This window comes from Enterobacter sp. R4-368 (genome assembly GCF_000410515.1).
Lineage (GTDB): Bacteria > Pseudomonadota > Gammaproteobacteria > Enterobacterales > Enterobacteriaceae > Kosakonia.
Genome location: NC_021500.1, coordinates 1992221 through 2012896 on the forward strand (window position 1 = coordinate 1992221; position 20676 = coordinate 2012896).

A 20676-nucleotide genomic window follows, 5' to 3' on the forward strand; every position below is an offset into this window, starting at 1 on the left:
CAACTGCCTTGCTACGACCGAAAAATTGCGCGACGATCTGAGTAATAAGATGAGGAATCGCATGAACGCATTTAACCCAGCGCACTTTCGCGCGCAGTTTCCGGCGCTTGCCGATGCGGGCGTCTATCTCGACAGCGCCGCTACCGCCCTGAAGCCGCAAGCCGTGATTGACGCCACGCAACAGTTCTACAGCCTGAGCGCTGGCAACGTGCATCGCAGCCAGTTCGCGCAGGCGCAACAGCTTACCGCCCGTTATGAAGCGGCGCGCGAACAGGTTGCCGCCCTCCTTAACGCGCCCTCCGGGAAAAATATCGTCTGGACGCGCGGCACCACAGAAGCCATCAATATGGTCGCGCAATGCTACGCCCGCCCGCGTCTGCAAGCCGGGGATGAAATCCTCGTCAGTGAAGCGGAACACCACGCGAACCTGGTGCCGTGGCTGATGGTCGCGCAGCAGACCGGCGCAAAAGTGGTGAAATTACCGCTGGGCGCCGACCATTTACCGGATATCGCGCAGTTACCACAACTAATTACTCCACGTAGCCGGATTCTGGCGCTCGGACAGATGTCCAACGTCACCGGTGGCTGCCCGGATCTGGAACGCGCCATTACCCTGGCGCATGCGGCAGGCATGATCGTGGTGGTTGACGGCGCACAAGGCGTGGTGCATTTCCCGGCGAACGTTCAGCGTCTGGATATCGATTTTTACGCCTTCTCTGGCCACAAGCTGTATGGACCAAATGGCATCGGTGCGCTGTACGGCAAAGCGGAACTGCTCAATGAAATGACACCGTGGCTCGGCGGCGGCAAGATGATTACCGAAGTGACGTTTGATGGCTTCACCACGCAACCGGTGCCGTACAAGCTGGAAGCCGGGACGCCTAACGTCGCAGGGGTGATTGGTTTAAGCGCCGCGCTTGAGTGGCTGGACACGATGGATATCGTTCAGGCGGAGAGCTACAGCCGTGGGTTAGCCACGCTTGCGGAGGAACAACTGGCGCAGCGTCCGGGTTTCCGCTCTTTCCGCTGCCAGGATTCCAGCCTGTTGGCTTTCGATTTCGACGGCATTCACCACAGCGATATGGTGACGCTCCTTGCCGGTTACGGTATCGCGCTGCGCGCCGGGCAACACTGCGCGCAACCATTGCTGGCGGCGCTGGGGGTCAGTGGTACGCTGCGCGCTTCATTTGCCCCATACAATACGCAACACGATGTTGATGCGCTGATAGTCGCTGTTGATCGCGCGCTCGACATTCTGGGGGATGCATGACCAGCCCTGCTTTTGCCGGACATCCGTTCGGCACGGTGATAACCGAAGAGACGCTGCGCCAGACATTTGGCGCACTTAATCAGTGGGAAGAGAAGTACCGCCAGTTGATCCTGCTCGGCAAACAACTGCCTGCGGCGACGGACGAATTAAAAGCGCAGGCGCGGGAAATTCCCGGCTGTGAAAATCGTGTCTGGCTGGGTTCCACGCTCGGCGTGGACGGAAAAATGCACTTTTTTGGCGACAGTGAAGGCCGCATCGTACGCGGGTTGCTGGCAGTCCTGCTTACCGCCGTAGAAGGCAAAACCCCGCAAACGCTGGTGGAAAACGATCCGCTGGCGCTGTTTGATGAGCTGGGCTTACGCGCCCAGCTTAGCGCGTCACGTAGCCAGGGGCTGGCGGCGCTGGCCGCCGCCGTGCAGGAAGCAGCCCGTCAGGCGCTGGCCTGACGTTCCGCCTTCGCCATCAGTTTTTTCAGAGCATGGGAGACCGCGATAAAGCCAAACGTCGCGGTCACCATGGTCGCCGCGCCGAAACCGGCGGCGCAATCCATGCGTTTTGGCCCTTCCGCCGTGCTTTTCATCGCACACACCGAGCCATCCGCCTGCGGGTAAACCAGCGCTTCGGTGGAAAACACGCAATCCACGCCCAGCTTGCCTTTGCTGTTCTTGACTACGCCAAAATCGCTTTTTAAGCGCTCGCGCAGTTTCGCCGCCAGCGGATCCTGAATGGTTTTCGCCAGATCGCTCACCTGGATCTGGGTCGGATCGATCTGCCCACCTGCGCCACCGGTCGTTACCAGCGGGATCTTATTGCGTCGGCAGTAAGCAATGAGCGCCGCTTTTGGGCGCACGCTATCAATCGCATCAATCACATAGCTGTAATCACGGTTCATTAACTGTGCGACGTTATCGGCAGTGACAAAATCATCAACCACCGTCACCAGGCACTCCGGGTTTATCTGGCGAATACGCTCCGCCATCACCTCGGCTTTCGCCAGCCCCACATTTTCACGCAGCGCGTGGATTTGCCGGTTGGTGTTCGTCACGCAGACATCATCCATATCAATCAGCGTGATCGCACCAATACCGGTGCGCGCCAGCGCTTCTGCCGCCCACGAGCCGACACCGCCAATGCCCACCACGCAGATATGCGCGTCGGCAAACCACTGCAGCGCTTTTTCACCATACAACCGCGCGGTGCCGCCAAAGCGCTGGCGCCAGGCGTCACTGATTACTGCTGACATAAACAAACCTCAAGATGAAACGAAAGACCCTCTTTCGGAGCCGGAAGAGGGTGCGAGTGTAGCACACTCAGCCGCTGAACACGCCGCCGCCAGCGCCGGTTCCGGGGGCGGTTTTCAACACCCATACGCGGCCATAATGGTTGTACCATCCGGCGCGATGACCCGCATCCGGGCCAATGCCCTGATAAATATCGAAGTGCTGGCCTTTGATTGCGCCACCAACATCAAGCGCCACCATCAGGCGCAGCTCATATTTACCGTTGAACTTGCCGTTGTTATCAAGCTGCGGCACTTCCGCCAGCAGCGTCGTGCCCGGCGGAATAATCGACCGGTCGGAAGCGACAGACGCACGGCCAATCAACGGCACCGCGCTGGCACCTTTTACCGGTGCCCAGGATTGCGGTTTAAAGAAGACGAACGAGGCGTTCTCTTCCAGCAACGCGCGAACTTCCGCTTCGCTGTGTTTTTCGCCCCATTCGCGAATCGCCTGCATCGACATATCTTCGCGCTTCACTTCACCACGATCGATCAGCACTTTGCCGATGCTGCGGTAAGCGTGGCCGTTTTTCCCGGCATAGCTAAAGAAGTTAAGCGGGCTGCCGTCGCCAAAATCGATATAGCCGCTGCCCTGCACATCCATAATGAAGTTGTCCATCAGCGAGTTGCTGTAGGCCAGCACATAACTGTCACTGAGCGCACCGGCGTAGATTTCCGCGCGGGATGGCAAGCGACCGCGTTTAGGCGGCATACGGTAGATGGGGTACTGGAACTCGCCCTGGCGGGTATGGCGCGCCTGCACAACTGGCGTGTAGTAACCGGTGAATTGCACGTTGCCATAGTTATCCGTGCCTTCCATTTGCCAGGCGTCGAGGCCAAACTGGCGCAAATTACGCGTATCGCCGCCGGACATCAGCCACGACTGAATCGCGTTATAGACGCCGCTCTGGCTACCGTAGAGGCGCGGTGAGGCGCTGCGAATTTGATTAACCTGCTCGGAGAAATCTCCGGCGTTGATTGGCGCCCCTACGGCGTCAGGTTGATTGACCAGGGAAAAAGGCTGGGAAAATTTTCCGTCTTTATACTGTTGACCGCGATCGGTCGGTTTTGAAGAGCAGGCCGCGAGAATTGCCACCATTGCGCCTGTGAGTGCGAACTTAACCCAACGTCCTTTCATTATCTCTCATCTTCTGATTAACCCGGAGCGGGGTGAAGATAACAAACCCCACCCGCTAATGAAATGCGCTATCACTACCCGGCGCTAATTTAGTGCAAAAAATAAACGGATTGTGTTGTTTTTACACATAATCCCGCCAATTATGCGATCCAGGCAAAAAAAAGGTTGCATCAAAACGTTTGCAGAGTATAGTGCGCATCCACGGACGCGGGGTGGAGCAGCCTGGTAGCTCGTCGGGCTCATAACCCGAAGGTCGTCGGTTCAAATCCGGCCCCCGCAACCAATTAAAATGTGAAGAAAAAAGTTTACATGACGGAAGTGTAAACAAGACGGACGCGGGGTGGAGCAGCCTGGTAGCTCGTCGGGCTCATAACCCGAAGGTCGTCGGTTCAAATCCGGCCCCCGCAACCAACACAATAAACACCTTAACGGGTGTTTTTTTGTTTCTGTGGTTCGCAAAAAAAATGGCGCTGTTCAGCGCCACTCTGTTATCCCCTTCTCGCCAGCGTCGCGCCATCCGCGAAGTAGGCTTTAATCCCTGCCAGAATCGACTCCGCCACTTCCTGCTGGAATTTCGCCGTCTTCAGCTTACGCTCCTCTTCCACGTTACTGATAAACGCGGTCTCCACCAGAATTGACGGAATGTCCGGCGCTTTCAGCACCGCGAAGCCGGCCTGTTCAACCTGGTTTTTATGCAGGTTATTAATATTGCCAAGTTTATTGAGCACCGCTTTGCCAAACTTCAGGCTGTCGTTAATGGTTAACGACTGCACCATATCGAACATGGTGTGATCCAGATAGCGATCGCCGCTCTTGCTCACCCCACCGATTAAGTCGGACGCGTTCTGCGTTTCCGCCAGATATTTCGCGGCGGTACTGGTCGCCCCTTTGGTCGACAGCGCAAAGACAGAAGAACCGCTCGGCTGGCGGCTGCTGAAAGCATCAGCGTGAATCGACACAAACAGGTCTGCGCGCTGTTTCTGCGCCTTGGCAACGCGCACTTTCAACGGAATAAATACATCCTCGTTGCGCGTCATATAGGCTTTCATATTGCTCTCTTTCTCGATCAGCGCATGCAGCCGACGCGCGATTTGCAGCACCACATCTTTTTCCCGGGTGCGATATTTCCCCATCGCCCCCGGATCTTCACCGCCGTGACCAGGATCGAGCATGATCACAATTGGTCTGTCACGCCCGGCTTTCCCCGGCTTCGGGCCGCTCTCTGCGGGCGGCACCTGCTGCTCAAGATCGCCTTTGTTGTACTCTTCAAGCAGCGCCAGCAGCGGGTCCTGCACATCTTTCGCATTGGCCGGGTAGAGATCCATCACCAGACGCTCTTTAAAACCGGCCACCGGTGCCAGCGCAAACAGCTGCGGCTTCACGTCCTGTTTAAGCTCAAACACCATGCGCACGGTCTGCGGATCGAACTGCCCTACCCGCGCGGATTTGATATAAGGATCGTCGCCACGGATCTGCGCGCCCATGCCTTTTAACACGGAGTTCAGATGCACACCTTCAAGATCCACCACCAGCCGGTCGGGATTACTCAACGCGAACTGCTTATATTTGACGACATGGTTCGATTCCACCGTCACGCGCGTATAGCTTGACGCTGGCCAGACGCGAACCGCCACCACCTGGCTGACTGCGGCCAAACCAATTTGGCTCACGCTTAATAACCACATGGCCCCCGCGCCTTTTAAAAATCTGCGGCGGCTCAGCGCTGATTGACTTCCCGACATGCTTCTCCCGAGCAATTTTTATCTACGTAATAATATTCGTCAAAATTGACGGAAAACTTTAACGAATGATGCATAAACTGTCATCTATTAAAGGGTAAACATATGTCTGCCCGCGGGCTGCGGCGAGGAACATTTGTTATACGACAGCAAAATTTGCACTTGCACGCGGCGGCAGAAAAGAATAAAAATACACAATTTACGAATAATCATGCATTGAGGACAGGCCGTGGTAAAAGAGCGTAGAACCGAACTGGTGCAGGGATTTCGCCACTCCGTTCCCTATATTAATGCCCACCGTGGCAAGACATTTGTCATTATGCTCGGCGGTGAAGCCATTGAGCATGAAAACTTTTCCAGTATTGTCAATGACATCGGCCTGCTGCATAGCCTGGGTATCCGGCTGGTGGTGGTCTACGGCGCGCGTCCGCAGATCGATGCGAATCTCGCAGAACACAACCATGAGCCGATTTACCACAAACATACCCGCGTTACCGACGCGAAAACCCTTGAGCTGGTTAAGCAAGCCGCCGGGTTGTTGCAACTGGATATCACCGCACGTTTGTCGATGAGCCTCAACAATACGCCACTGCAAGGCGCGCATATTAATGTCGTTAGCGGCAATTTTATTATTTCTCAGCCTCTGGGCGTGGATGATGGTGTCGACTACTGCCACAGCGGCCGTATTCGTCGTATTGATGAAGAGGCGATTAACCGCCAGCTTGCCAGCGGCGCGATTGTGCTGATGGGGCCGGTGGCAGTTTCGGTCACTGGCGAAAGTTTTAATCTGACCTCGGAAGAGATTGCCACTCAGCTTGCGATCAAACTGAAAGCGGAAAAGATGATCGGCTTTTGTTCGTCGCAAGGTGTGATGAATGATGAAGGCGAAATTGTTTCTGAGCTGTTCCCGAATGAAGCGCAGGCGCGCGTCGAGACGCTGGAAGCACGTGGCGATTACCACTCCGGCACCGTTCGTTTCCTGCGTGGCGCGGTCAAAGCCTGCCGCAGCGGTGTGCGCCGCAGCCATTTAATCAGCTACCAGGAAGACGGCGCGCTGTTGCAGGAACTCTTCTCACGCGACGGTATCGGTACGCAAATTGTGATGGAAAGCGCCGAGCAGATCCGCCGCGCCACTATCAACGATATCGGCGGGATCCTGGAACTTATCCGCCCGCTGGAACAGCAAGGGATCCTGGTACGCCGCTCGCGCGAACAACTAGAGATGGAGATCGACAAGTTCACGATCATCGAGCGCGATAACCTGACCATCGCCTGTGCGGCGCTTTACCCCTTCCCGGAAGAGAAAATTGGGGAGATGGCCTGTGTCGCGGTTCATCCCGATTACCGCAGCTCATCGCGCGGGGAAGTGCTGCTGGAGCGCATTGCCGCTCAGGCGAAGCAAATGGGACTGAGCAAACTGTTTGTGCTGACCACCCGCAGCATTCACTGGTTCCAGGAGCGCGGTTTCACGCCAGTGGATATTGATTCCCTGCCGGAAACCAAAAAAGAGATGTACAACTACCAGCGCCGGTCAAAAGTGCTGATGGCCGATCTCACCTGAGCTTTCGCCCCCGCCTTCTGCGGGGGCTTTTTACATACGCGAACGAAAGAGTGAATCCAGCCCGCTGCGCCGTTCAGTGCGCGTCGCGATCGCCTGCCCCAGCACGCGTTCGTCGGCATACACCGACAAGCGATTACGGGCGCGGGTTATCGCGGTATAAACCAGTTCACGCGTCACCACCGGTGCAATCTGCCCCGGAAGGATCAGCGCGGCATGATCAAACTCCGACCCCTGCGATTTATGCACCGTCATCGCCCACGCGGTGTCATGCTCCGGCAAACGGCTTGGCAATACCGGTTTGATTTCACCGTCCGGCATCGGGAACCAGACGCGGATCCCCTGCCCTTGATCCAGCGCGATGCCGATATCGCCGTTAAACAACCCCAGCGCCGAATCGTTACGCGAAATCATTACCGGTCGCCCGTGATACCAGCGCGAATGCGCCAGCCGGGTGATCTGGTGCTGACGCACCAGCGCCAGTTCAAGCCGCTCATTCAGCCCGCTGACGCCAAACGGCCCTTCACGCAAGGCGCAGAGCAGCTGATATTCGCCAAAGGCGGCAATCACCTCTTTCGGCCCGGCGTGGCTTCGCACCAATGAGAGAAAGCGCGCGTAACCCGCCAGCGCATCGTCAATCATGCCCTGATACTCTTCCGCGCTGTTCAGGGGTTTACGCTCAATGTCAGCAAAGCCCTGGCTGAATACCGCTTGCATCGCGCGTTTATCGCCCCGGTTGACGGCGGCGGCGAGCTGGCCAATCCCGGAATCACTGCCAAAGCGGTAGCTTTTTTGCAGCAAACAGAGGCTATCGCGCAAGCTGCCTGCCTCGGCGATACCTTCGGGAACCTGAGCGCCCGTCAGACGCGACAATTGCGCTGCGCGTTCAGCGCTATACCCGGCATTGACCCACGCGCAGATATCGCCCAGCACCGCGCCGGCCTCCACCGAGGCCAGTTGATCGCGATCGCCGAGGAAAATGACCCGGGCGCGCGAAGGCAGCGCATCAATCAAGCGGGACATCATGGGTAAGTCGATCATTGATGCTTCATCGACGACCAGCACATCCAGATGCAACGGGTTACCCGCATGGTGACGCATGCGCTGGCTGCCGGGCTGCGCGCCAAGCAACCGGTGCAGCGTGCTGGCTTCATCTGGCAACATCGCTTTTTGTCGGGCATCCAGTTGCAACTGGCGTAGCGCACTGCCCAGCGATTCGGTCAGGCGCGCGGCAGCTTTACCGGTTGGCGCGGCAAGGCAAATTCGGCACTTGTCGTCGTCCACCATCTGCACCAGCGCGGCAAGCAGTTTCGCCACGGTTGTGGTTTTGCCGGTTCCTGGACCACCGGAAATCACCGAAATCCGCCGGGTAAGCGCCACGGCAGCGGCCACTTTTTGCCAGTTGATTTCAGTTTCCGACGAGGAGGGAAATAGCGTCTCCAGCGTCTGCGCCATTCGCGTTTCATCGACATCCTGCAGTGGCGCTTGTGCGGCAAAAAACGCGGCAACCCGCCGCTCATGACACCACATGCGGTTCAGGTAGAGGCGAGAATCGGTGAGGATCATCGGCGTCGCGGCTTCACATTCGCTCACTGCGGGCGAACGCAGCAAGACGTTACGCCAGTCATCCGGGTTACCGGCGAGGGCGAATAACTCGCTAAACAGCGGTGAGTCGTTACCGTATGTCTCAGGCGTAAGACGCGCGAGCGGCAGGCATACGTGCCCTTCACCAGTATCATGGCTGAGCAGCGCTGCAGCCAGCATCACGGCGGGTTCCTGTTCCGTGGCGACCGTCAGCGCAAACTGCACATCCAGCGCACGCAGCAACTTCTGCTCCACCGCTTCCTGTAGCAAATTTTGCATACTCATGGCGCAACCTCCGGCGCAACGCCTGCGAACAGGTCGTCCATTTGTGTAATTAATTCAACATCAGGCCGGATAGTGAAAATCCCCTGCTGTGGGTTTTGCGCATCCACGCCACGCAGAAACAGATAAATCACGCCGCCGAAATGGCGTTCGTAGTCATACCCTGTAATGCGATGACGCAAAAAGCGGTGCAATGCCAGGCTGTAAAGCTGGTACTGCAAGTCATAACGGTGCGACTGCATCGCCGCCGCCATGGCTGCTTGCGTATACGCTTCCGCGCTCTCGCCCAGCCAGTTGGATTTGTAATCCAGCAGGTAATAGCGCCCGTTGTGGCGAAACACCAGGTCGATAAAGCCTTTCAACATGCCACGCACATCGCGGAAATCAAGCGGCGGGCAGCCAGCCGAGAGCGGATCATAACGCCGGATGAGTTCATCCAGCGCCTCCGCGCTCAGCGTGGCGCTAATCGGCAGGTAAAACTCCATCTCCACCTGTTTTTCTTTGTTCGTCAGCTGGCTCAGCGAGATGCCTGTTTGCGCCAGCGGCACATGCAGCACGGTTTCCAGCCAGCGGCTTAGCACCGGCTGCCAGTGTGCTTCGTAACCGCCCGCCAGTAGTTTCTCTGCAACCCAGGTGTCAGCTATCGGCTGCGTAAAATCCAGATCCTCAAACAAGCTGTGCAAAAATGTCCCCGGTGCCGCGCCGCGCGGAAACTGATGCGGCGTTAATACCGGCTCCTGCAACGCTTCTCGCTCTCCGGCTGCGTCAATATCCAGACGCGGCAGCAGATCCTGAGCGATGCCATGAGCACGCTGCTGCAATCCGGAATAGCTGGTGACACGCCAGTCATCGCTGATGCGCCGCGTGATTTCACGCACGCTCAGCGTCGGTGGTTCCGTTTGCGGCAGCTGCCAGCGCCCGGCGTCCGGCAGAGAAGGAATGCAAAGGGCAATATCGTCATTGCACAGTTGCTGCAAAACGTTACGCAACGCGGCGGCATCCAGCGCTTCGCCTTTCTGCAAAAGCCGCCCCAGCGCGCTCTGGTGAAAATCACTGGCTCCGGCTTTTTCGCCACGGCGACGAAACAGCGGGGCAACCCCCAGGCTGCAATGCCAGACAGAACGCGTCAACGCCACGTACAGCAAACGCAGGTCTTCAGCCAGACGCTCTGCTTCCGCCAGTGCGACACTCTCTTCGGCGTGGCTGAGATCGAGCACGGCGGCAAAGGAGTCACGATCGTGGTAAAAGCCCTGATCCTGAATGCGGAAATTGGCGATAAACGGCAGCCAGACCAGCGGATACTCCAGCCCTTTCGATTTGTGGATGGTGACAATCTGCACGAGGTGTTTATCGCTCTCCAGCCGCAATTGCTCGCTTGATGCATTAGCGTTCGGCTCGGCAATACGCTGCGCCAGCCAGCGGGTAAGTGCGTGTTCACTTTCCAGTTGCGTCCCCGCCTCCTGTAACAACTCGCTGATGTGCAGGATATCCGTCAGCCGTCGTTCACCGCCGGGGGTCGCCAGCAAGTTTTCCGCCACATGTCGCGCACTCATCAGTCTGCGCAACATCGCCATCACACCGCGTTTTTGCCACAGCTCGCGATAGCCAGAAAACTCTTCAACAATCTCATCCCACGCCAGCTCATTCTGGTTGAGCGCATCAATATCCAGCGCAGTAAGCCCCAGCAAGGAGGTCGCCAGCGCACTGCGCAGCGTACTTTCGCGCTCCGGCGCCAGCACCGCCTGCAATAGCCACAGCAACTCCTGCGCTTCCGGTGTTTCAAAAACGCTGTCGCGGTTGGAAAGATACACAGACGGAATATTCAGTAACGTCAGCGCATCGCGAATAAGTGAGGCTTCATGGCGGCTGCGCACCAGCACGGTAATATCCGAGGCTTTTACCGGCCGCGCGTTTTCCCCTTCATACAGCAGCGCTTCGCCCCGCAGCCCGGCGCTCAGCCAGTCGCGGATTTGCGCTGCGCATAACTGCGCCATAAATCCCTGATAATCCCCGACGCTTACGCCGTCGCCCTCCATCAGCCACAGCTTCATCGCTGGCTGTGTTTCCCCCTGATACGCAAAACGTAAACCTGCGTTTTTGGCGGCGGGTTTTACCGGCTGGAACGGGATCTGACGGAACATGAAAGCGTCGTCCATCCGGCTGAAGAGCTGGTTGACGCTGGCAATCATGCCAGGCGACGAGCGCCAGTTGGTATCCAGCGTATAGCGGGCACTCACTTCATCGCGCGCTTTCATATACGTGAAAATATCCGCGCCGCGAAATGCGTAAATGGCCTGCTTTGGATCGCCAATCAGCAATAAACCGCAATCCGGCTGTTTCAACCAGATGCGGCTAAAAATACGGTACTGCTGCGGGTCGGTATCCTGAAACTCATCGATCATCGCAACCGGGAAACGGGTGCGGATTGCCGCGGCCAACGCTTCGCCGCTTGGGCTTCGCAGGGCATCATCAAGGCGGCTGAGCATGTCATCAAAGCCCAGTTCGCCGCGCCGACGTTTCTCTTTTGCCACCGTTTCACGAATCTCACGCATCGCGCTGGTCAGCACCAGATCGTTAAGCGTCAATGACTGCGCCAGCAAGTTTTCAATGGCGACGAAAAGCGGGTGTTCTGGCACAACGCCGTCAGGTTTTGTGCGTTCAGTAAGAAAGGACTGAGTGAATTTTTCCAGCGCGTCCGGCAACAGGTAACTGCGGGTCTCTTCCTGCGCCCAGGTGGAGATTTTCTCGATCCATTTCGCCTGGTTGCCACGGTTAAATTTACGTCGGTCAATACCGGAGTTTTCGAGCAGTGGCTCGATTTCATTGACGCAAGCGCTCCACTGACGCTTCACCTCACCAATCTGCGCAATAATTTGCTGATGGCGTGAGGCCAGCGTTTCGTCTGCTGCGGGCGGCGTTTTAATTTGCGGCGCTTCCCCTTGCAGATAACGATCGATCGCTTTCAGCAGATCCTGCGGTCCTTTCCACGAAGCATGGATAACTTCAGCAATTTCACGCGCTAGCGGGTAGCAGTGACGACGCCAGAAATCCGCACAGGCCTGGTAACGCAGCAGCGACTCATCTTCCAGCAGTTGCAGTTCAAACAGCATGCCGGATTCGAAGGCATTGAGGCTCAGCATGCGCTGGCAAAAACCGTGGATCGTAAAGATTGCCGCTTCGTCCATTTGCCGCTCTGCCAGCAGCAGCCACTGCGCCGCCTGTTGCTTATCGGCAATCTCGTCCAGCAGGCGCGCGTACAGCGGGTCATCGCTCGTTTCGCGCAGGCAAGCAATGCGCAACTCATGGATGTTACTGCGAATGCGGCCGCGCAACTCTTCTGTCGCGGCCTCGGTGAAAGTCACCACCAGTAGTTCTTCAACGCTGAGTGGGCGCGGGTAGGCGGCGCTGCCGCCTAACCCTAATAGCAGCCGCAAATAAAGCGCGGCAATGGTAAAGGTTTTACCGGTACCCGCCGAGGCTTCAATCAGGCGCTCGCCGGTGAGCGGCAAGCGCAGGGGATCAAGGGTCTCAGCGGTCGTTTCTCTCATCTTTCTCGGTCATCTTCGGTAAGGTTTGCTGCAACGCGCTGGTGCTATCCCAGACCTTCCAGCCTTGCGGGCGGGCATAATCTGCTTTACCGCTCTGGCTACCGGAGATCTGCGACAGGATCGCCATACCTTGCGGCTCTACCACCGCCTGATGGAAGAAATCGGCAAGTTTTTGCGGCGTCAGCAGTTTTATCTGAGCGACTACTTTATCACGCGAATCGAAGCGCATATTGCCACGATCAAAATCTTTGCTGAGTTTGGAAGCTTCTTCACCTAACGTTTGCGGCGCTTGCGTAAGTTGCGCGATGACGCCCTGCTGAAGCTGCGCAAACTCTTCCGGCTTCATTGCCCGTAATTTCGCTTCTGCGGTGGGGAAGAAAGCCTTGTAGCGCTCCCAGAGATAGGCTGGCTGCTTATCATTGCTTTGCAACAAGAACCCCATACCCCACTGGCGACCTACGCTCATAGGGAAGGCGAACACGGCATAACCCAGTTGTTCTTCTGTACGCAGTTGGTTATAGAACCACGGCTGCACGATTTGCCCTAACATCGCGCTGTATGCCGAACTGCTGAACTCATCAAAACCGGTAGGTACGAACACCGCCGCGAGTGCGGAGTCCGTACTGTTGCCCGCTTTTTCAAAGCTCACATTCTGCTGCTTGTCCACCACGACGTTCTGGTTTCGGCACCACACCGTACCGTTAGCGCCAAGCTGTTTTTGCACGTCATGAGCGAGGTCTTTCGTCTGCTGTTCGCTCAGGTTACCCACCACCAGGAATTCCGGACGCGCATTATCTTTCAGCGCATCGCGGTAGTGCAAAATATCCTGCAAGGTAATAGACGGCAGCAGTGCGCGACGCTCTTCACGCTGGAAATAAGGCACCTGTGACAACATCTGGATCGGCATGATTGCCTGATCGAACGCTTTGCCTTTTTCGGCAGAATCCATCATCTGCGCATACCAGGATTTGGCCTGGGCAAGCTGTTCTTCCGTCGGCGTATAGCTGAAATAACCCGCCAGCAGTGCCTGGAAAAGCTGCGGCAAACGCTGGGTATAACCGTTGGCGTTGAGCATCAACCCGTTATTGGCGTTGGTGGAAAAACTGATGCCACCGACCGCCGCCTGATTGCTGAGCTGATCGAGTGCCAGCCCCGCCAGATAATCATTCAGGGCAAATATCACCTGGTTTTTTGCGCTATCCATCGCCTGCGGGTTACGCAGCACCACGCTGACATCCGCTTTGGGCTCATTGGCGAAATACTGGCTTGGCATATACACCACGCGCAGCGTCGGCTCATCGACAATCAATTCAGGGTGTTCGTACTGCTTCGCCGGTTTTATCAGCGAGAAGTCATCGGGAATATAGGGATTTAACTCCGGGAATTTCAGCGCAATACGGCTCTGGCGCGTCTGCCAGTCGGCATAGGTTTCCGGCGTGATCTTATTCACCTGGTAAGGCGCTTCAACAAAATAGGCCGTTTTATTGTGTGGTTCATCTGGGCTGATGTACCAGATACGCGCATTTTGCGGCGTCATCTCATCAAGACGCGCCTGTACCGCTTTGGCATCGAACCGATCGGCAATGTTCACCGAATCCAGCGTATGGGCGACAGGTACGCGGATCATGGTATCCGCCAGCCACTCGACGTAATCCATATCGCGGGTAATAGAGGGATAGCGGAAATCGAGATCGAGAATATGTGCCAGCTCGTCGAAATAGCGCTTATCAACGCCTTTTTCGCGCAACAGTTGCAGGTAGCTGAAAATAGCAGCCACGACTTCATCACGATTGGCCTGGCCTTTATCGGTCAACGTTGCAGAGATGGCGAGCACGCCACTGTTGCCGTTCACTACCGGATCGGAATCACCGCGAATACCTTCTACCAACCCCTGACTTTGCAGCCAGTCCGAGAGCGTGCCCGGGCTGCGGTTACCAATTAAGTAGGTTATAAGCTCGTCCGTTTTACTGCGAAAAGCGGCGGTATTGTTATCGATACGAAATTCCACACGCAGCACTTTACGCGGCACCGCCGGGACATAATGGATAATGATGCCTTTCTGCGCATCGGTCACCACGGGAACCGTGATGTCCGGCTTGTCGATATTCTTATTCGGCACACGGCCATACGTTTCGACAGCAATTTTCGCCAGATCCGCTAATGGGCGGTTACTGTAGATCACCGCTTTCATCAGGTTGGCCGAATAGTATTTATCGCGAAATGCCAGCAGCGCGGCATGAACAGGGCTGCCCGGCTTATCGCTGAGGGTTTCGAGATTACCGCCGGAGAAGCGCGCGCCAGGGTGCGCCGGGTTGATGGTTTCCGCACTGACCTGCGCCATACGCATACCGTCACGCGTGCGGGCCATTGTCAGTTCGGCGTTGACCGCGTTGCGCTCACGTTCACCATATTTTTTATCCAGCATGGGGGCGGCGATGGCATCGGCTAAGCGATCAACAGCCCCTTCCAGCGCATTGTTCTCCACTTCCAGATAATAAGCGGTGCGATAAGGCGCGGTGCTGGCATTGTGGCTGCCGCCATGCAGTTTCAGGAATTCGGCCAGGCTATCGGGCTGAGGGTATTTTTTGGAACCCATCAGTGTCATGTGCTCAAGATAGTGAGCAAGGCCGGGATGCGCCTCCGGATCTTCAAGCGAGCCGACCGGCACCACCAGCGCGGAGAGCGATTTTACCGCCTGCGCGTCGGACACCAGCAACACAACCATGCCGTTATCAAGGCGTATCGCCTGATATTGCCGGGTATCTTTGTCGCTCTTACGGATAGTTTCCTGAACAGGTTGCCAACCGTTGTCTGCCTGACTGAATGAAGCCCAGAGGGCAAAAAACAGGACGAAAGCTTTGAACCAGGTGCTGCGGGGCATTCACGAACCTCATCATTAACTTTTCCGGCTCGCCCAGGGAGAATGGAGAAAGCCGGGTAAACCTGTGCTGGCTGAGCCAGCACTCTTGTTATATCAGTCCGTGACCGTCGCGCATGATAATGGATGCAACCATTTCGCGCAATTTTTATACAATCAATCGGACTGGTTGTGTCGATAAAGCGGTAACAGAAAACGCTGCGCTTGTTTGGTAATTTCAGCGTAGTACTCAGGTTCAAGGGTTCGCCACAGGCGCTGATACCAGACATCATCGCCTTCACCGCGCACCACCATGTTGCCTTCGTACGCCTGCAGGAATTTACTCTGCGCTTTTTGTAACGTCTCTTCGTCCTTTAACATGGCATCATTTGCCGCGTCATAACAGACTTTTATCCATGCGCCGCCGCTTTCCGGCAATAGCAGAAGCGGTTTAACCATGCCTTCCCGATAACCTTCAATCAGCCTTGCCAGATATTCCCGCGCCTTATCAGCGGGCAGCGGGGGAAAACACCATTTACCCTCTTTGCGCACGAACAAGCGGCTGGTGCCGGTGCCACCGCTGGCACAATAGACAAGATGTTCCAGCCAAAGTTGCAGGCCTTGCGAAACGTTCAACAAGGCCGGACGCCAGCGCAATAGCCCGTCTGGCTGCACACGCGGCAGCCATCCGGTGAGATGAACGCCTGCACAATGTAAGTCAATTTCAAGGCTGTCAGAAGGCTGGCGATATTCAATAACGCGGTCAGCCAGCTCCTGCATCTCCTGACATTGGGTTTCCCAGATGATTTCGCCAAACGCCCCATAAGGCAGTACACCAGCCGCGCGGTAGCGGCGAAACAGCTTCTCTGCGTCTTGCTCTTCAACCAGCGTATTTAATATCTCCTGATTGAGCTGGTAACGGCTCAGGCCATCAAGGATAAACGGCTCTGCATCGGGGATTTCACTCTCTTCCGGGCGGAAATTAACGCGCAGGCGCATCTGGAAAAAAGCGCGCACCGGATGCGCCCAAAAACGCTGGAGCTGATCAAATGTGAGCGTTTCAAGCGGCACGTCATCCAGCGATTGAATAAACTCGGCATGCGCCTGCCCCTGCGAACTCGCGGCAGGTAGCCAGTCGCGGACATAACTTTGCCACTCATCAGCCGTATAGTTTGCCGGATCAAACGGCATACGCGTATGCAGATGCGTAATATGTGCCTTTACCCGCTGCTCGCTTTCATCGCAATTAAGCAAGGCATCGCCTGGCAAATAGTGGCTCTGCCCAATGTAATCCACCAGTTCCTGTACCAACACCGAGGGAAAACGCTCTTTGTTATCCTGGATAGACCGGCCGATATAGCTGATATAGAGCTGCTGTTGCGCTGAGTTAAGCGCTTCGAGGAACAAGTAGCGGTCATCATCCCGACGGCTGCGGTCGCCTCGCTGCGGTTTCTGGCTCATCAGGTCAAACCCCAGCGGAGGCAGTGCGCGCGGGTAGACACCATCGTTCATGCCCAGCAGGCAGACCACTTTAAACGGAATAGAGCGCATCGGCATCAGGGTGCAGATATTCACAGGCCCCGCGAGGAAACGCTGACTGATACGTTCCTGATCGAGGCGCTGGGCCAGCTCGTCACGCAGTAGCGAAAGCGGGATCGCGTCGTGGTAATTTGCACCAATTCCCTGCGCGATAATGTCCTGCCACTGCTGTTCAATCAGGGCCAGCGCGGCTTCTGTGTCCTGGTCTGGCAGGAAAAAGTCATTAAGCATGTCGCGGCAAACCGGGAGCCACTCTTCCAGCGGTCGCGCCTCAGACAAGCCGCGACGCCAGATATTAAGCTGCATCAACAGCTCCGCCAGGTGGCCAACTAACTCCGCGATAAGCCCGCTGGATTCGTCATACGGTAAAATCGACTGCCACTCACCCTGGCGGCTTTCCATCGCATAACCGAGCAGCATTCGCGTCAGGCCAAATTGCCAGGTGTGCTGCCCGGTCGGGGGTAATTCAAGTTCGCGAACGTTGTCGTCGTCCATTCCCCAGCGAATGCCGGACTCATTGACCCATAAACGCAGGTAACGCAGCCCCTCTTCATTGATGTTGAAACGCGCCGCCAGCACCGGAACATCCAGCAGCGCCAGCACATCTTCACTCACAAAGCGGCTGTCCGGCAGGGAGAGCAAACTGATAAAGGCCTGCAGCGCCGGATGAGCCTGCCGCGCGCGGCGGTCGGAAATAGCATAGGGAAGATAACGCTCACCAGTGGCGCTCCCGAAAACCGCCTGAATATACGGGCTGTAGCTGTCGATATCGGCGACCATGACCACGATATCGCGAGGCGTCAGTTCAGGATCCTCTTCCAGCATCGTAAGCAGCCGGTCATGCAGGATCTCTACTTCTCGCTGCGGGCTGTGGCAGATATGCACCGTTACGCTGCGATCGTTGGGATCAAGCAGACGTTTTTTATCACTGCGGGAAAACTCTTCTGCCGTTACGCCCGCCACCGCACCATTTTGCAGTTCCAGGATGTCGTACTTCAGATTTTGCAGCAGCGAGCCGGGCGTAATGTCGACGAAAGCATCCAGCTCTTCATAGCGCTCCATGCCCGCCAGCAGGAAAATGTTGTCCCGTCCCAGCTTGCCCCATGAAGCCAGCAAAGGGTTACCAACATCCTGCTCGCCATCGGCATTGAACAGACCTTCGGCATTTTGCGTATCACGGAACAGCGGAAACTGTCGGTTTTCCCGGTGATGCCGACGATTACGGGTGATCAGTTTCGCCAGAAACGCCGGATCTTTAATGTCGCCCCAGTAGTAACGGCAGGGATTCGTAAACAAAAGATGGACATCAATATGCTTACCCAGCGCCTGAAGCGCTTGCAAATAGATGGGCGGCAGCGCGGAAATCCCACAAATAAAGACGCGCGAAGGCAAACCGGCGGGCCGCTGCTCAGCCGATTCAAGCTTATCGATAAAACGCTGGTAGAGGTTGGCACGATGCCAGTGTGGCTGCCCCAGCGCCGCGGTATGTTCCACCAATGCGCGCCACAGCGGTGCTTGCCAGCGCTGCGCTTCATCCAGCCCGTCGATCTGTTCACCCGCTTCCCATCGTGTTAGCCATTCCGGGCGGTAAACCAGATATTGATCGTAGAGATCCGCCACGCGTGAAGAGAGCTGGAAGAGTTTACGCTTGTCATCGTCGTCATTCAGATAATGGCGCAGCATGGTGAACGCATCTTGCTCCAGCATGTCGGGCAATAGCGACATCAGCTTCCAGCTCATACTCTGTTTGTTAAATGCGCTCTCTTTCGGAATGCCGTCCAGTACGGTGACGAACATTTCCCAGATAAAACTCGCAGGTAGCGGGAAGGTAATATTGGCGGCAATACTAAACTTCTGCGCGAGCGTCATTTGCAGCCATTGCGCCATGCCGGTGCTCTGCACCAGCACCACTTCTGGCTCAAAGGGATCGTCGAGCCTGTCATGCTCAACAATAAACTCCATCAATGCTTCCAGCACATCCAGACGATTGGAGTGGTAGACCCTTAACATAAGCGCTCCTGACTACTGACTGTTCGGGCAAAATAATCGCGTCATTTGCCCCTGCCTGCCCGCTGGCGAACTAACGGTAACGTTGATGCTGACACATCCCCCGGTGGTTGTCTGCCCCCACTGAACCTGCCAGCCTGGCGGTAACGATGATACTTCTGGTTGCGCCTGTTCCCAGGCGTAGCGCCATAGCTGTCGCCACTGGCTGGTGGATACAAACCCCGAGGCCAGCGCACGATGATAACCGCCAAGCGCGGTAACAACCATCACCATTAACACCATAGCCAGCAGAACTTCGGTAAGGCTAAAACCCCGTTGTTTGTTTACGGCGACCGGCATAGCGCTTCCTCTTTTAGTGGACAAAAATCACTCCAGCCATGGGGCAAAAAACGTACCTGCGCCCCCTCCACGCGCCCCAGATGCCACAGCGCTGCTTCAGCATTTGCGACAATCAGCAGCGCGGCCCCATCGGTGAAAACGCGTAAGCAACTTCGAACATTTTGCCCGGCGCTTTGCTGGCACTGTAGCGCGGGCTGGGCAGGCCAGGTTTGATGACGCGCCCACTCCATGGCTGATGCAATTTCCGCAGCATTACGTATCCCCTGATTTTCATTATTCACGCGCCAGATATGGCTGCTCAATTGCAGGTTTAAGCCGTGCAACATCAGGCTCCCCAACAGCAATAACAGCAAAACCAGCGCCAGTGACGACATACCTCGTTGCCGGTTCATAAGTTGTACCCGATCACGCTTAAATCAGCGGTAAAGGGTTGCCCGGCATTACCCGGAACACGAGCCGAGAGCGTGATCGCAAGCTGTGGTGCAAACCCCGGTCTTTGATGCTGAGCGACATGAAAACGCTCAATACTCATTTGGGCAGGATCGGTAATTTTTTCCCAGCCCCGACCACCGCAGGATGTGGCTCCGCGCATGATTTCCAGCGCACCACTTTGCAGCCGAAAGCCGGTTTGTTCCGGTTCGCTGCTTCCCGATGACTCCCAGCGTCCATTGCTGTTGGCGTCCCACTGAGCAATAACACAGTCGCCAGTGCTATTGATAACCAACGGCTGGCCGCTACAGCTGCCATTGCAATATCCCGCTCGCTGGAGATGTTTTGCGATGCCGCGCAGTTGCAGCCAGAGATCGTCTTCCACCGTCTGGATACGGGTGTGCTGCGTTACCGCCAGCTGTAGCGCCGGTAAAAAACGGGCAGACGCCAGTAACAGCACGCTGCCAATTGCCATCGCCAGCACGGTTTCCAACAGTGAAAACCCTTTTTGCCTGTCTAACATAGATTCTCCGCTGATGGCTGACACATTCTGATCCGCCCCCATGCTGAAACCACTACCCGCCACTCCCCTGCACTGCTACGTAGCCGAATACTGCCGGGCCAAGCAGTGTTGCGCAGCCCAAAGAACCCCAGCGAAGGTGTCACATCAACCAGCGTGACGTCCGGCCAGCGAGGCTGCAGTGAGAAAGCATTCTGTGCAGCGCAGTTTTGCGACGGCGAATTTACCAGGCACCAGTGTTCGCCATCCCGAATGCCATATACCAGCTGTGAACGGTTGTGCCAGTTGGCATCATCGCGCAGACGCTCAAGCAAATGCCGCACCTGCAACGCGGTTTGCCACAGCCGCTGCTGCGCCTGCCAACTTTGCCAGCCAGAGATTCCCGCTCCGCTCAGGATAACTATCAGCACCATTGCGACGAGGGTTTCAATCAGGGTGAAGCCATCTTCTTTTTTCATGGCGGCAGTGTGTCGTCACTACGCATTCGGGTCGAGGTGCAAACAGAGAGGTTACGAGGCAGCACGAAAGAAATGCAGTATGTTGCAGTGAGTTGCAGGCGGGGTGGAAGCAGGGCCGAAGAAACGATT

At 56.4% G+C, this 20676-nt stretch carries 14 protein-coding genes and 2 tRNA genes; 5 read left to right on the plus strand and 11 right to left on the minus strand.

Annotated features, from left to right (window positions below; genetic code table 11):
- Positions 1–61 precede the first annotated feature (61 nt).
- Together csdA and csdE are read left to right on the plus strand one after the other, a co-directional pair.
- Positions 62–1270 carry a cysteine desulfurase CsdA gene (csdA, locus tag H650_RS09405; RefSeq protein WP_020455038.1) on the plus strand — a complete coding sequence of 403 codons (1209 nt, stop codon included), beginning with the start codon at positions 62–64 and terminating at the stop codon, positions 1268–1270.
- Positions 1267–1716: a cysteine desulfurase sulfur acceptor subunit CsdE gene (gene csdE / locus H650_RS09410; protein ID WP_020455039.1), complete on the plus strand. Its 450-nt coding sequence runs from the start codon at positions 1267–1269 to the stop codon at positions 1714–1716. Before csdA ends, csdE begins: the two co-directional genes overlap by 4 nt.
- Here the strand turns inward: csdE and tcdA are convergent.
- Complete coding sequence (tcdA, locus tag H650_RS09415; RefSeq protein WP_020455040.1) at positions 1701–2513, minus strand: tRNA cyclic N6-threonylcarbamoyladenosine(37) synthase TcdA; 813 nt, start codon at positions 2511–2513, stop codon at positions 1701–1703. The two genes, csdE and tcdA, sit on opposite strands and share 16 nt — an antisense overlap.
- A 67-nt stretch (positions 2514–2580) precedes the next feature.
- A complete protein-coding gene (mltA, locus tag H650_RS09420; RefSeq protein ID WP_020455041.1) occupies positions 2581–3687 on the minus strand; it encodes a murein transglycosylase A in 1107 nt (368 codons plus the stop codon).
- A 206-nt stretch (positions 3688–3893) separates the two neighbouring features.
- On the opposite strand from mltA, the gene H650_RS09425 reads away from it, so the two are divergent.
- A tRNA-Met gene (locus H650_RS09425) sits at positions 3894–3970 on the plus strand.
- Between the two features lie 51 nt (positions 3971–4021).
- A tRNA-Met gene (locus H650_RS09430) sits at positions 4022–4098 on the plus strand.
- 77 nt (positions 4099–4175) lie between these two features.
- On the opposite strand, the gene amiC is transcribed toward H650_RS09430, so the two are convergent.
- Positions 4176–5429 (minus strand): N-acetylmuramoyl-L-alanine amidase AmiC, encoded by a 1254-nt coding sequence (gene amiC, locus H650_RS09435; protein ID WP_017457697.1) that lies wholly within the window; start codon positions 5427–5429, stop codon positions 4176–4178.
- Between the two features lie 226 nt (positions 5430–5655).
- Here amiC and argA point away from each other — a divergent pair, with 226 nt between their 5' ends.
- Positions 5656–6987, plus strand: a complete 1332-nt coding sequence (gene argA, locus H650_RS09440) for an amino-acid N-acetyltransferase (RefSeq protein WP_020455043.1) — start codon at positions 5656–5658, stop codon at positions 6985–6987.
- A 30-nt stretch (positions 6988–7017) separates the two neighbouring features.
- Here argA and recD read toward each other — a convergent pair whose 3' ends face one another.
- The 8 genes from recD to H650_RS09480 all read right to left on the minus strand — a co-directional run bounded on the left by recD (position 7018) and on the right by H650_RS09480 (position 20547).
- The gene (gene recD / locus H650_RS09445) at positions 7018–8853 is read right to left on the minus strand and encodes an exodeoxyribonuclease V subunit alpha (protein ID WP_020455044.1); all 1836 of its coding nucleotides are present in this window, start codon (positions 8851–8853) and stop codon (positions 7018–7020) included.
- A complete protein-coding gene (gene recB, locus H650_RS09450; RefSeq protein WP_020455045.1) occupies positions 8850–12398 on the minus strand; it encodes an exodeoxyribonuclease V subunit beta in 3549 nt (1182 codons plus the stop codon). The genes recD and recB overlap by 4 nt, the downstream gene beginning before the upstream one ends.
- Positions 12379–15279, minus strand: a complete 2901-nt coding sequence (gene ptrA / locus H650_RS09455) for a pitrilysin (RefSeq protein WP_020455046.1) — start codon at positions 15277–15279, stop codon at positions 12379–12381. Before ptrA ends, recB begins: the two co-directional genes overlap by 20 nt.
- Before the next feature lie 153 nt (positions 15280–15432).
- Positions 15433–18804, minus strand: a complete 3372-nt coding sequence (gene recC / locus H650_RS09460) for an exodeoxyribonuclease V subunit gamma (protein WP_020455047.1) — start codon at positions 18802–18804, stop codon at positions 15433–15435.
- A gap of 12 nt (positions 18805–18816) precedes the next feature.
- Positions 18817–19140: a prepilin-type N-terminal cleavage/methylation domain-containing protein gene (locus H650_RS09465; RefSeq protein ID WP_020455048.1), complete on the minus strand. Its 324-nt coding sequence runs from the start codon at positions 19138–19140 to the stop codon at positions 18817–18819.
- Complete coding sequence (locus H650_RS09470; protein WP_044489476.1) at positions 19125–19532, minus strand: DUF2509 family protein; 408 nt, start codon at positions 19530–19532, stop codon at positions 19125–19127. The genes H650_RS09465 and H650_RS09470 overlap by 16 nt, the downstream gene beginning before the upstream one ends.
- On the minus strand, positions 19529–20092 hold the full coding sequence (locus H650_RS09475; RefSeq protein ID WP_020455050.1) for a prepilin peptidase-dependent protein: 564 nt from the start codon (positions 20090–20092) through the stop codon (positions 19529–19531). Before H650_RS09475 ends, H650_RS09470 begins: the two co-directional genes overlap by 4 nt.
- On the minus strand, positions 20086–20547 hold the full coding sequence (locus tag H650_RS09480) for a prepilin peptidase-dependent protein (RefSeq protein ID WP_020455051.1): 462 nt from the start codon (positions 20545–20547) through the stop codon (positions 20086–20088). Before H650_RS09480 ends, H650_RS09475 begins: the two co-directional genes overlap by 7 nt.
- Positions 20548–20676 lie beyond the last annotated feature (129 nt).